We start from the raw sequence: 12,809 nt of genomic DNA on the forward strand, positions 1-12,809 counted from the left end.
CCTTTTGTGCCGCACTGGGCCCTCATGTACCTGAGCCACTTTGCTCTCAGCGAAGCTCCCTTCTCGATCGCGCCGGACCCGCGCTACCTCTTTATGAGCCAGCGCCATCAGGAGGCGCTGGCCCACCTGCTGTACGGCCTGGGTGGCGAAGGCGGTTTTGTGCTGTTGAGCGGCGAGGTGGGTGCTGGCAAGACCACGGTCTGCCGCTGCCTTTTGGAGCAGATACCGGCCAATTGCGACCTGGCCTACGTCTTCAACCCCAAGCTCAGTGCCGAGGAGCTGCTGGCTACCCTGTGTAGCGAGTTCCGCATTGCCCTGCCGGCGGGCCCACATAGCATCAAGGTGCTGGTGGATGCGCTCAACGCCTTCCTGCTGGCCGGTCATGCCGAGGGGCGCCATGCGGTGGTGATCATCGACGAGGCGCAGAACCTCTCGGCTGACGTGCTCGAGCAGATGCGTCTCTTGACCAACCTCGAGACCAATACCCGCAAGCTCCTGCAGATCATCCTGGTCGGCCAACCCGAGCTGGACGAGATGCTGGCCCAGCCTTCCTTGCGCCAACTGGCGCAACGGGTGGTGGCCCGCTACCACCTGGACGCCCTGAGCCGTGACGAGGTGGCCAGCTATGTGCGGCACCGCCTGGCGGTGGCCGGTTGCCATCGCAAGCTCTTTCCGGATCGGCTGATCGGCGCCCTGTACCGCCTGAGCGGTGGTGTGCCGCGTCTGTTGAACCTGTTGTGCGACCGCGCCCTGCTCGGTACCTACACCGAAGGCCGCGAGACGGTCAGCCGCCGTACCCTGCAACGCGCTGCGCGTGAAGTGCTGCCTGTCCGCCGCAGCCAGCCGCAGCCGGTGGGGCGCCGGCTGGCGCCCGTCACCCTGGCCCTGAGCGCCGTGGTGGCGCTGGCCTTGACGGCGGCCTGGTGGCCGCGCGTGGAAGAAAACCCCAGCAAGGTGACTGCCGCCACCCAAGCGGAGACGCCCGCACCGAGCAAGCCGCAGCCCAAAGCGGCGGCGCCCGTTCCATCGGCCGCCGTGCCCGCTGCCGGGACATCCGCTACCGCAATGCCGGCTTCCCCTGCGCTGGCCTGGCCGGCCAGCCTGCCGCGTGAGCAAAGTGCCGACTATGCCTATGCTGGCCTCTACCAGGCATGGGGCCTGAGCTACACCGCCGGTACGCCCTGCGGTGGCGGCACGTCCTTGCGCTGCCGCACCGCGCGTGGTGGTCTGGATGAATTGCGACAGATCGACCGCCCGGTGGTGCTCTATCTCTCGGACGGTGAGGAATTTCTGGCCACCTTGCTGGCGCTGGATACGCAGGGCGCCACCCTGGATATCGGTGGCGAGCGGCTGCGGGTATCGCCGGCCGTGCTCGCCAGCCACTGGTCTGGCCGCTATACCCTGCTCTGGCGTGCACCCGAGGCGGCGGTGGAGAAGGTGCGCCCGGGCGACCATGGCGCCGCGGTGAACTGGCTGGCGCGCCAGTTGCAGTTTGCCGATGGTCAGGCCCTGGCCGCTGGCCAGGCGGCGGAGTTCGACGAAGTGCTGCGCGGCCGGCTCAAGCAGTACCAGCTGCAACAGGGCCTGGCGCCGGATGGTCAGGTTGGAGTGCAGACCCTGGTCCGGCTGGCCGGCCTGGGCGACAACACGGCGCCGCGTCTGGCGCGGGAGGGCAGGTAATGTCCTATATCCTCGATGCGCTGCAGAAGGCAGAACAGGAGCGGCGTCGTGGCGCGGTACCCGGCTTGCAGACGCCGGCCGCCAGTGCGGCGCCTGCAGCGCGGCCGTCCTATTGGCTGTACGGCGTGCTGGCGCTGTCGCTGCTCGTGGCCGGGGTCTTGATCGGGTGGTGGCAGCCCTGGCGCAGCCCTGCCAAGCCGCAGCCCGTCGCGGTAGCCCCTGAACCTGCACCGGCGCCCGTGGTAGCCGCTGCTGTGCCGACTGCACCTGTGCCCGTATCGGCTACGCCACAGCCGTCGCCTCCGCTCGCACCATCCTTGGCTGCGCCGCTGCCGGCGCCAGCCCGGCCCTTGCCTGCCGCACCACCGCCCAGTGTCGTGACCAGCCCTGCGCCTGTCGTGGCGGCACCTGTCAGCAAGCCGGCCTTGGAAGAGGCCCAGCCGCTGGAGTCGCTGCCGGCCTCGGTCCGTCAGGGCATCCCCGCCATGACGGTGCTGGTGCACAGCTATTCAAGCCAGCGCAAGGATAGGCTGGTGATCGTCAACAACAAGCCGCTGCACGAAGGCGATAGTCTGGTGGCCGGTTTGCGGCTGGAAGAAATCACTACCGAAGGCATGATCTTCAGCTACCAGGGCTACCGCTTCAGGACGGGAGTGCGCTAGCCGCCAGTGGCTGGGTGCTGGCCAAGGGTTGGCGGGCCAGCACGATGCGTACCGTGCTGCCTTCGCCAAGCCGGCTGTCGACCTGGATTTCGCCGCCCAGAGGGCCGGTGACCAGGTTATGGATGATGTGCATACCCAGGCCGGTGCCGCCCTGGTTGCGCTTGGTGGTGAAGAAGGGTTCAAAGACCTTGTCGCGCACTTCGGGCGGCATGCCGTTGCCGTTGTCGCTGACCGTCAGCCGCGCCTCGTTGGCTGCACCGGCTTCGACCCGCAGGGTCAGGCAGGGGTCGTTCACCCCTTCGAACGCGTGCAGCAGAGCGTTCTGGATCAAGTTGGTCAGCACTTGGGCGATAGGCCCGGGGTAGGACTGCATAGGGAGGCTCTGTATGCCTTCCACCTGCACGCTTACCCCCGAGCGGCGCAGCATGGGCTCCAGGGTGCGCAGCACCTCGCGCACATACTGCGGCAGGTCGATGTCACGCAGGGCATCGCTGGCCTGGTCGGCCGAGACCTGTTTGAAACTGCGGATCAAGGAACTGGCCCGCTGGCTGCTACTGAGCAGCAGGTTGGCCAGCTCGTGCGTCAAGCCCAGAAAACTGTCCAGCTCGGAGCGCTTCAGCTTTCCCTCGCTTGCCAGCGCATGCATGCGGCGGGTCTCCCCGTCGAGCTGCGAGGCCGCTGCGACGGCCACGCCCAGCGGGGTATTGATCTCATGCGCCACCCCAGCCACCAGTTGCCCCAGCGAAGCCAGCTTTTCCTGCTGCAGGAGCTTGGCTTGGGTCTCGCGCAGCGTGGCCACGGTCTGGTCCAGGTCGTGGTAGGCGCTGGCGTTATCCAGCGCTACCGCGCCAAAGGCGCACAGGCTGCGGAAGATCAGTCGTTCCCGTTCGCCGTAAGCCGCGACGGTATCGGTCTGGATAGACATGACGCCCAGCGTATGTTCGCCGACCGTGAGTGGCGCGAACAGGAGGCTGTACATGGGACGGGTACCCGGTATGTGCGAGGCCGCCAAGGTGCCTTCGGGTCGTTCGATCAGGATCTCGCGCCGTTCGCGTACTGCCCGGGCGCTGTTGGCGTGCGGGTCGGCGAGGTCTATGTATTCAGGCTTGAGCAGTGCCTCGTTGCCATCCTTGCCGTAGATGCGGTGCAAGCGTGCCTCGCCGGGCTCGATGCGATAGATGGTCAGCACCTTCACGTCCAGCATCTGACCGATGTGCTGCTCAAGGATATTGAATACTGCCTGCGGGTCGAGGCTGGCGGTGATTTCCTGGCCGATGGCGCCCAACTGCTCCAGCACGGCGGCAGACTCGGACAGCTCGCGGGTGCGTATGGCCACGATGGCCTCGGTAGCCCGCTGGCGCCGCCGCAAGAGGGCGGTGCGCAGCTGTACGGCGAGCAGGATGGCCAGCAGCGCAGCGGCACCCATCAAGCCCCGGAACCAATAGGTTTCGTACCAGGCGGGCAGGGCACGTATCTGCAGTAGCTGCACGCTCTCGCCCCATACCCCGCGCCGGTTGGTGCTGCGCAGGTAAAGGGTGTAGTTGCGGGGCGCCAGGTTGGTATAGGTGGCGAGTCGATGCGAGGCATCGGTCTCTACCCAGTCGTTGTCGTAGCCATCCAGCCTATAGGCATAGCGCAGTGTTTCCGGGGCCGAGAAGTCCAGCGCAGCAAACTCCACCGACAGATCCCGTCCGCCCGAGGGCAGATCGATGCTGCCGCGGCGCAGCTGCCATTCCGGCACCGGTTGGCGGTTGATGGTCATGGCACTGATCGCCAAGGGCGGTACGTAGTCCCAATGAGAACTCGCTTCGGGGCTGATCACCGCCAGCCCACCCCCTCCGCCGAACAGGATGGTGCCGTCCGCGGTTTGGGTGACCGAGCCGGCCCAGCAGTCCTGGAGGGCCACGCCGTCGGCCCGGCCCAGACCGGTGGTCTGGAAGGTCCGCGGGTCGATTACCGCCACCCCCTTGGGCGTGCTGGCCCAGACCTGGCCTTGCGGGTCCTGGGCCAGGCCGCAGATATTGTTGTGCGGCAGGCCGTCCTGTTCGGTCACGCGGCGTATGTGCACCGTGCCATCGGATTCTTCCTCCAGCACGTTTAGCGAACCGCCGGTGGCGCCCACCCACAGCCGACCCTGCTTGTCTTCCAGCAGGCTGACCACGCTGCCGGGCCCCAGGCTGTCGGGCAGGCTGGGATCATGCCGGTAGTGCGCGCTGACCTTGCCATCAGGGTCTATCAAGTCCAGCCCCCCCGGACTGCCTACCCAGAGCCGGCCTTTGCGATCCAACAATAGCGCCAGTACCAGCTTGTGCGAGATGGCCGCCGCGCCGTCGCCCTGGCTGTAGAGATGTTCCTGTCCGCTGTGCTTGTCCTGGGCGATCAGGCCGTCGGTAGTGCCCAGCCAGAGTGTGTCGGCCGATTCGGCGGTACGCCTGACCACCCGACTCATCGCCACGCTGTGCTTGTCCGGGCAGCGGACCGCGGTAGTGCCAGGCGCTTCTTTGCACAGCCCGTTGCGAGTGCCAACCCAAAGCCCGCCGTCTGCGGCTGGGGCCAGGTGGAAGAGGGTGGAGCCGTTGGGCAGGCTGCGGCTGATCCGTGGCAGGGCGCCGCCGGGCGCGATGCTCAGCAGGCTGCCATCCTTGAGGCCCACCCACAGCTTACCGTCAGCCTCGCTGGCGAGCGCCAGGGCGTTGCCATCCTGTACACCCAGGTTGCGTTGGTTCAGCGGCAGGGTCTGTATGCCCTGGCTTTTCGGGTTATGCCAAGCCAGCTCGCCATTGAAGCCCGATACCCAGATCAGACCGGAGCGGTCACGCAAAAGGCCGGTTACGGTACTGGCTGTCGGTGCAGCGCCACCATCGGGGTTGGGAGAGAAGCGTCGTATCCGCTGCTGCTCAAGGTCGATCTCGGACATGCCGGCCTGCCGCGAGCCTGCCCAGATCACGCCGGGACGTACTTCGATCAGCGATTGCTGCGGCCCGGGCGCCAGGCTGTCCATATCGTCCGTGCCATAGACAAAGGCGGCCTGCAGGCGGTGGTGCGTGTCCAAGACCAGTACGGCGTCGAGCATGCCCACCCAGAGCCGGCCGGCATTGTCTTGGTAGAGTGAGTACACGCTATCGTTGGCGGGGCGCTGTGCCGTGGCGCCAAGTACTACCCGTTCGAAATGGGGCTGGCCGACGCGTTGGTGGTAGAGGCCGTCGGTACCGCCGACCCACAGATCGCCCTGTCGATCACGCAGCAGTGCATAGACTTCGGGCTGGTGGGGTGCGCCCGGTTTCAGTGCGACCAGTGCGCTCTTGCCCAGCTGGGGTATGAATCGTTCCAGCCCGGCATTGCCACCCAGCCAGAGCCGGTTGCCATCGGTTTCGAGCAGGGCATTGATGGTGGCGCTATAGGGGCCGTAGCGGCCCAGCTGATCTGGCCGCCAAGTGTGAAAGCGCTCGGTCTGGGCATCGTAGCGGACCAGGCCGCCGGCCATCATTCCCAGCCAGAGTACGCCACGGCTGTCGACCATCAGCTTGCCGATATTGCCGTCCGGGAGCGAGTCGGGGTCGCCGGGCTGGGCCAGAAAGGATTTGAAGCGGTAGCCATCGTAGCGGGCCAGCCCACCCTGCGTGCCCACCCACAGAAAGCCCTGCGTGTCCTGCGCCATGCTCATGACACTGGGTGAGGGCAGCTCACCAGGCGCGGCATGGGTAAAGACCGGGGTGATCAGCGCGTGGTAGTCAACCGGCTTGGCCCAAACCGGGCTGGCCAGCAACAGCGTTGCCAGTAGCGCGGCTTCCAGCCGCGGCCGGCGCTCAACCATAGGCCAGGTCTAGGGTACTGATGACCTGGTTGCGACCGTTGCGCTTGGCCTGGTAGAGCGCGGTGTCGGCCCGCTCCAGCGCCTCCAGCAGCGGCTCACCGGCGAGGTAGAGGGTAACGCCAAAGCTCGAGGTGAGCTGGATCACTCCCTGGCTGGTGGCAACCTGCATGCTGGCGGTGCCTGCCTGCAAACGCTCGGCTACCTGGGTGGCGGCGGCGAGGTCGGCGCCGGGCAGCAGGATAACGAACTCCTCGCCACCGATGCGGGCCAGGAAATCATGCGGGCGCAGGTACTGGCGGGCCAGCTCCACCACGGCCTTGAGTACCTCGTCACCGGCACTGTGGCCCCAGGTGTCGTTGATGCGTTTGAAATGGTCGATATCGAAGGTGATCAGCGCCAGCGCGGTGCCGTTGCGCTGTGCGTTGGCGCACTCTGCTTCGGCGCGAGCCTCCAGGTGACGACGGTTGCCGGCGCCGGTGAGCGGGTCGATCATGGCCAGTCGTTCCAGCTCGGCGGTACGCATGGCCACGCGTGCTTCCAGCTCGGTATTGAGGTGGTTGAGCGCAGTCACATACTCATAGGTGCGCAGTGCGGTGATCACGCAGCTGAAGAGCTTGCTGGCGGTCAGCTCGGTCTTGTCGCGGTAGCCGTCGACCTCAAACTGAACGATCACGTCCTGCTCGGGTGCCTGACCCGGCTGGCCGGTACGCAGCACCAGGCGGATCTCGCGGTTCTGCAGGGTCTCGCGCACATAGCGGGCGAGTTCCAGGCCGCTGTGCTCGTCTTCCATGACCACGTCGATCAGCGCCAGCGCGATGTCTCGCTCGGTACGCAGCAGGCGGCAGGCCATGGCGCTGGTGGTGGCACTCAGGAGCTGCAGCGGCCGACCGCGGAAGGTGACCGAGCGCAGATTGAGACGGGTAACCGTATGAATCTGCTCGTCATCGTCGACGATCAGGATCTTCCAAGGCCGGATGGCCGCGGTATCTTCCGCTCGCTCGCCCTCCGGCATCCAGGCTATCTCGTCTGCTTCCTGTGCAATGTTCAAATGGCCCCCTGCTTTGCATCCCTATCCACCGCCTGTTGCGGCAGATGCCACGGTGACGGCCGTTTGTGACGGCCTGATGCTGCCTGTTATTTAATAGGCAAAAGCTTATATTTGGTCGGCAGACGGCGTCATCCCCCGTCTGGGGGATGGGTTTGCACACCGCCGCGAGGTTTATACCCCGTACGTATGACAGCGATATTGTCCCGATAGCCTGCTAGGCTTGACGGCAGGCGGCTTTCGAGCAAATGCGCAAGCCTAACCCATCACTTGGCTTATGTTGATGGCATGGCGCAAAAATTGTCAGTGACTGTGGTTTTTTGGCAGTTGTTGCCGTGTTTGGGCACCTGCAGGCGGTGGGAGGATGGTTTTGTCTGAAGCAACACTGGTACTGACCTGGCAGCCGGCCGAGGCGGAGCTGCAGGTGGTGAAGGCCGGCGTGACCAACCATGGCCGTGCGCTGGCGGGGAACGACGCGCGGCCCGTGGCCTGTTTTGCGCGGCAGGCGGGGCGGTTGTTGGGTGGTGCCATCGGGCGCCTGGAGCGGGGACGCTTGTTCGTGGAATATCTGTGGGTCGAAGAGCGCCGGCGTGGCCAGGGCTTGGGCAGCCGGTTGCTGGCGGCTCTGGAAGAGGCGGCGAAGGAGGCGGGCGCCAACTCCGCCTTGCTCGATACCCTGCTGGACGATACCGCTGCGCTCTACCAACGACGCGGCTATGCCGTGCTGGCCCAGGTGCCCGACTACGTGCCGGGTTTCAACCGCTGGATCTTGCTCAAGCCGCTGGGGCCTGTTTAGGTCGCTGGTTTGGGTGCGCGGCGGTAGTCCGGCTGCTCCACCACACGCCACAGATACCAGGCCGCCGCGGTGCGGTAAGGCGACCAGGCTTCGGCGATGCGCGCTAGCGCACGTGGGCCGGGCTGCTTGGGCAGGGACTTGAGATGCCGGTAGCCCTCACGCACGCCAAAGTCGTCCACCGGCAGGATGTCGGGCCGCTCCAGGCTGTAGATAAGCAGGATCTCAACGGTCCAGCGGCCTATGCCCGGCAGCGTGGTCAGGCGCTCGATCAGCGTCTCGTCATCCAGCGTGGCCGCCTCGGCGCGGCTGGGTATCAATCCGCTTTGTGCTCCCATGGCTATGGCGCGCAACGTCTCGACCTTGCGTTGTGAGAAGCCGCAGGCACGCAGTTGCTCGGGTTCCGTGCCCAGCAGCTGAGCCGGGCTCGGGAAGGTCTGTCCCGGCTGCATGGCCAACAAGCGGCCCAGAATGGCCTCGGCCGCCTTGCCATGCAGCTGCTGGTGGGCGACTGCGCGCATCAGCGCTTCATAGGGTTCCTGGCCGGGCTGGGTCTGGTGCCGGCAGGGACCGACCTGGGCGACCAGGCGGGCCCAGTCGGTGTCGAGATTGGCCAGGAATTGGCTGGCTGCCCTGGGGTCGAAAGGATGATGGGCGTGTTGTATCACGGGCATGCCTGGACTACTTGGCGTTAAGATCAGTTTTCATCGCAACCGGAATCGGGCGATGCCGCACTCCGGATCTTGCTGGCGCCATGTTGCCCCGGGCGCGAATTTGAGCGCAAGGGACGGAGTGAGGACGATGCGAGCGGGCACTACAGTGCACCCATCGCCATCGTTGTGAAAGGATCCATGCCATGAATGCCTCCGCACAAGCCGAACAACTTGCTGCCGCCACCGTGGCCGACCCGCGCTGGGCGCAGGTGCAGGCGCGCGACGCCAAGGCCGACGGCAGCTTCTATTACTCGGTCAGGACCACCGGTGTTTACTGTCGCCCCTCTTGTGCCGCACGTGCTGCGCGACCGGAGAATGTGCGCTTCCATAGCACCCGCGCCGAGGCCGAGGCAGCGGGTTTTCGTCCCTGCAAGCGCTGCAAGCCGGACCAGCCCAGCCTGACCGAACAGTATGCCGCCAAGGTGACCGAGGCCTGCCGGCTGATCGAGGCGGCCGAGACCTTGCCCAGCCTCGCCTGGTTGGCTGAGCAGGTGGGTGTCAGCAGCTACCACTTCCACCGGGTTTTCAAGACGGTGACTGGCCTGACGCCGCGCGAATATGCCGTGGCCCACCGTGCCCAGCGGGTACGGGCGGGGCTGGCGCGTGGGGGTTCGGTGACCGAGGTCATCTACGATGCCGGCTACAACTCCGGCGGCCGGTTTTACGAGGAATCCACGGCGCTTCTGGGCATGACCCCCAGCCGCTACCGTGCCGGTGGGCGGGATGCGCGCATCCATTTCGCCATCGGCCAGTGTTCGCTGGGTGCCATCCTGGTGGCGCAGAGCGAGCGTGGTGTCTGTGCCATTCTCTTGGGCGATGACCCGGAGCGACTGGCGCGGGACCTGCAGGATCAATTCCCGCGTGCCGAGCTGATTGGCGACGACGCCGGCTACGCCGATCTGGTGGCGCAGGTGGTGGGCTTTGTCGAAGCGCCAGCCTTGGGGCTGGATCTGCCGCTGGACGTGCGCGGTACCGCCTTCCAGCAGCGCGTCTGGCAGGCCCTGCGTGACATCCCGCCGGGCCGTACTGCCAGCTACGCCGAAATTGCTGCGCGCATCGGCTCGCCCAACGCTGTGCGGGCAGTGGCCGGCGCCTGTGCCGCCAACGCGCTGGCGGTGGCCATACCCTGCCACCGGGTGGTGCGTAGCGACGGTAGTCTCTCCGGCTACCGCTGGGGGGTGGAACGCAAGCGTAGCCTGCTGGAGCGGGAGTCGCAGTCTTGAGCGGTATGGCGCAGGATCTGTTCGACCTTGCCGTCGAGCCACCCGCAGCGCCCGCGCCACTGGCACCACATGGCGGCCTGGGCGAGCGCCTGGCTACAGTCAACGGGGCTTGGCTGGGGCAGGAACTGGACCGTCATGGTTGCGCGGTGCTACCGGCATTGCTCACCGCGGCGGAGTGCGCCGCCTTGGCTGCGTTGTATGCCGAACCCGCGCACTTTCGCAGTCGGGTGGTGATGGCCCGGCATGGCTTTGGCAGCGGCGAATACCAGTACTTTGCCTATCCCTTGCCCACGCCGGTGGCCGAACTGCGCCATGCAGCCTATCAGTTGCTGCGACCTACCGCCCAACGCTGGGCGGCAGCGCTGGGCGAGGACAAGCACTACCCGCCGGACTATGCCGACTACCTGGCCCGCTGCCAGGCGGCGGGGCAGCTCAGGCCCACGTCCTTGCTGCTGCAGTATGGTGCGGGGGATTACAACTGCCTGCACCAGGATCTCTATGGAGAGGAAGTCTTTCCGCTGCAGCTGGCAGTCTTGTTGTCGGCACCGGGGAAGGACTTCAGCGGCGGCGAATTTGTACTCACCGAGCAGCGGCCGCGCATGCAGTCGCGCGTGGAGGTCGTGCCGCTGCAGCAGGGGGATGCGGTTTGCTTTGCCGTCCAAGCCCGACCGCAGCAAGGCGCGCGCGGCGCCTACCGGGTGCAGCTGCGTCATGGCGTGAGCCGCGTGCGCAGCGGTCGCCGCCATGTGCTAGGCGTGATCCTGCACGACGCGACTTGAGGCCGGCATGAACCACGATCTGTTTGCCGACGAGGTACCCTGCTGGGAGGAGACACTCTGTCCCGGTGCCCTGGTATTGCGCGGACAGGCGCTGCCACAGGTGGAGTCCTTGCTGGCTGCAGTGGAGACGGTGGTTGCTGCGGCCCCATGGCGCCATCTGATCACCCCAGGCGGCTACCGCATGTCGGTGGCCATGAGCAATTGCGGCCTGTATGGCTGGGTCAGCGATGAGACCGGCTATCGCTACGATGCGCAGGACCCCTTGAGCGGGCGGCGCTGGCCAGCCATGCCCGAGGTGTTCCGCCAACTTGCCCGCGAAGCAGCCGAACGCGCTGGTTTCAAAGGCTTTGAACCGGACGCTTGCCTGATCAACCGCTACGAGGTCGGCGCGCGCCTTTCCTTGCACCAGGACAAGGACGAACGTGACTATGGCGCACCCATCGTGTCGGTCTCGCTAGGCCTGCCGGCAGTTTTTCTGTTTGGTGGCCTGCGCCGTAGCGACCCGCAACAACGGGTAGCCCTGGCGCATGGCGACGTCGTGGTCTGGGGCGGTCCGGCGCGGCTGCGTTACCACGGTGTATTGGCACTCAAGGCGGGTACCCACCCACTGCTGGGCGCGCAGCGGATCAACCTCACTTTCCGTAAAGCACGCTAAGTGTGGGTAATGTCGCATTGACCCGGTGAAGTCCCTCGTCCTACAGTCGCCGCTCCCGCAAACCTGCGGTCTGGAGCAAGCATGACGAATGAGCATTCCAAATCTCCCGTGCCGGCGGCGCCCCTGGTCGTATGGTTCCTGCGCCTGGCAGGCCTCGCCTGCCTGGGCTTCGCCGTATTCGTGGGTCTCGCGGCCTGGTCGCTCTGGCACATGCCGGAGCAAGCCTATCTGTCGACCGCCATGCTGGTCATGCTGACCGCGCTATTGCTGCACGGTGGCCTGGTGCTGCTGCGGGGCAGGGCGGGTATGGCGCCCTCGCCAGCCGGAGTCTGGCAAGCACGTGTGCTGGCGGCGCTGTTGCTGCTGGTCTACCTGCTGATGTGCTGGGCCAGCAATATGGCTGCAGCTGCGCTGAGCCTGCCGGTGCTGGGCTTTGCTGCGCTACTGCTGGCTGGTGGCAAGCGGGCCGCCAAGCAATCCACGCCCGGTCACTGATCGCCGGCCACTCTTACTCGAGTAGTGCCGTCGGGCTGTTCGGTCTGGCGGTCGCAGCGCTGCCGACCGAAGCGGTGATGATAGCCAGCATGGCTAGCCATTGGGTGGCGGTCAGCGTCTCGCCCAGCAGGGTGAAGCCGGCCAGCGCGCTCATGGCGGGCTCGAGGCTCAGGAGGATGCCAAACGTCTTCTTGGGCAGATGCTTGAGCGCGATCACCTCCAGTGAATAGGGCAGTGCGCTGGAGAGCACCGCCACCACCAGCGCCAAGGGCAGGATGGCCGGGTTGAACAAGGCGCTGCCAGCTTGCGCCAGGCCGAAGGGCAGCACCACCAGCGCGGCGGTGCTCATGCCCAGGGCGGCCACCTGGCCACCGTGCAGATGGCCGGCCCGCTGACCGAAGACGATATAGAGCGCCCAGCAGACCCCCGCCCCAAACGCATACAGCACTCCGGCGGTATCCAGCGCGGTCTGGCCCAGCCCCAGCGGTAACAGCAGCAAGAGGCCAACCACCGCACAGACCACCCAGACAAAATCGAGCCCCCGCCGCGAGGCATAGATCACCACCGCCAATGGGCCGGTGAATTCCAGCGCCACCGCAATGCCGATGGGGATGGTCTTGAGCGAGAGATAGAACAGCAGGTTCATAAAGCCGAGCACCAGCCCGTAGCGCAGGATCACCAGCTTGTCCTTGACGGCGAGGTGCAGCCGCCAGGGCCGCCAGAAGGCCAGCAGCATAAGCGCCGCCAGGCCCACCCGTAGGGCGGTGGTACCCTGTGCGCCTATCAAGGGGAACAGGTGCTTGGCGATAGAGGAGCCGGTAGAGAGTGAGGCCATGGCGCCGATCAGACAGGCGATGGGCAAAAGCAGGGAGCGGTGGCTGGACATGGGCGGCATGGTAGGCGAACGAGCGGCCCGCCGGATAGGTGTAGACGCCATCATGCTAGGCAGT

Annotated in this window: 11 protein-coding genes; 7 read left to right on the forward strand and 4 right to left on the reverse strand. The window is 66.1% G+C overall.

Going from position 1 to position 12,809, the window contains the following annotated elements; all coding sequences use genetic code 11:
• Window positions 1-6 precede the first annotated feature (6 nt).
• Window positions 7-1,680, forward strand: a complete 1,674-nt coding sequence (locus VIM95_RS09430) for an ExeA family protein (RefSeq protein WP_331984953.1) — start codon at window positions 7-9, stop codon at window positions 1,678-1,680.
• Complete coding sequence (locus tag VIM95_RS09435; RefSeq protein WP_331984955.1) at window positions 1,680-2,342, forward strand: general secretion pathway protein GspB; 663 nt, start codon at window positions 1,680-1,682, stop codon at window positions 2,340-2,342. Before VIM95_RS09430 ends, VIM95_RS09435 begins: the two co-directional genes overlap by 1 nt.
• Here the strand turns inward: VIM95_RS09435 and VIM95_RS09440 are convergent.
• Both VIM95_RS09440 and VIM95_RS09445 read right to left on the reverse strand, forming a co-directional pair.
• Window positions 2,323-6,156: a sensor histidine kinase gene (locus tag VIM95_RS09440; RefSeq protein WP_331984957.1), complete on the reverse strand. Its 3,834-nt coding sequence runs from the start codon at window positions 6,154-6,156 to the stop codon at window positions 2,323-2,325. The genes VIM95_RS09435 and VIM95_RS09440 overlap by 20 nt on opposite strands.
• Window positions 6,149-7,204: a diguanylate cyclase gene (locus VIM95_RS09445; RefSeq protein ID WP_331984959.1), complete on the reverse strand. Its 1,056-nt coding sequence runs from the start codon at window positions 7,202-7,204 to the stop codon at window positions 6,149-6,151. The genes VIM95_RS09440 and VIM95_RS09445 overlap by 8 nt, the downstream gene beginning before the upstream one ends.
• Before the next feature lie 367 nt (window positions 7,205-7,571).
• Between VIM95_RS09445 and VIM95_RS09450 the strand changes: the two genes are divergently transcribed.
• On the forward strand, window positions 7,572-7,997 hold the full coding sequence (locus VIM95_RS09450; RefSeq protein WP_331984961.1) for a GNAT family N-acetyltransferase: 426 nt from the start codon (window positions 7,572-7,574) through the stop codon (window positions 7,995-7,997).
• On the opposite strand, the gene VIM95_RS09455 is transcribed toward VIM95_RS09450, so the two are convergent.
• Window positions 7,994-8,668: a DNA-3-methyladenine glycosylase gene (locus tag VIM95_RS09455; RefSeq protein ID WP_331984963.1), complete on the reverse strand. Its 675-nt coding sequence runs from the start codon at window positions 8,666-8,668 to the stop codon at window positions 7,994-7,996. The genes VIM95_RS09450 and VIM95_RS09455 overlap by 4 nt on opposite strands.
• 182 nt (window positions 8,669-8,850) lie before the next feature.
• Between VIM95_RS09455 and ada the strand changes: the two genes are divergently transcribed.
• The 4 genes from ada (at window position 8,851) to VIM95_RS09475 (ending at window position 11,859) form a co-directional block, all read left to right on the forward strand.
• The gene (gene ada, locus VIM95_RS09460) at window positions 8,851-9,930 is read left to right on the forward strand and encodes a bifunctional DNA-binding transcriptional regulator/O6-methylguanine-DNA methyltransferase Ada (protein WP_331984965.1); all 1,080 of its coding nucleotides are present in this window, start codon (window positions 8,851-8,853) and stop codon (window positions 9,928-9,930) included.
• 5 nt (window positions 9,931-9,935) lie between these two features.
• Window positions 9,936-10,709 carry a 2OG-Fe(II) oxygenase gene (locus VIM95_RS09465; protein ID WP_331985016.1) on the forward strand — a complete coding sequence of 258 codons (774 nt, stop codon included), beginning with the start codon at window positions 9,936-9,938 and terminating at the stop codon, window positions 10,707-10,709.
• 7 nt (window positions 10,710-10,716) lie between these two features.
• The gene (alkB, locus tag VIM95_RS09470; protein WP_331984969.1) at window positions 10,717-11,364 is read left to right on the forward strand and encodes a DNA oxidative demethylase AlkB; all 648 of its coding nucleotides are present in this window, start codon (window positions 10,717-10,719) and stop codon (window positions 11,362-11,364) included.
• 81 nt (window positions 11,365-11,445) lie between these two features.
• Window positions 11,446-11,859, forward strand: a complete 414-nt coding sequence (locus VIM95_RS09475; RefSeq protein ID WP_331984971.1) for a hypothetical protein — start codon at window positions 11,446-11,448, stop codon at window positions 11,857-11,859.
• Between the two features lie 13 nt (window positions 11,860-11,872).
• Here VIM95_RS09475 and rhtA read toward each other — a convergent pair whose 3' ends face one another.
• Complete coding sequence (gene rhtA, locus VIM95_RS09480) at window positions 11,873-12,745, reverse strand: threonine/homoserine exporter RhtA (protein ID WP_331984974.1); 873 nt, start codon at window positions 12,743-12,745, stop codon at window positions 11,873-11,875.
• Window positions 12,746-12,809 lie beyond the last annotated feature (64 nt).

Origin of the sequence: Chitinimonas sp. (assembly GCF_036568685.1) — a bacterium.
Lineage (GTDB): Bacteria > Pseudomonadota > Gammaproteobacteria > Burkholderiales > Chitinimonadaceae > Chitinimonas.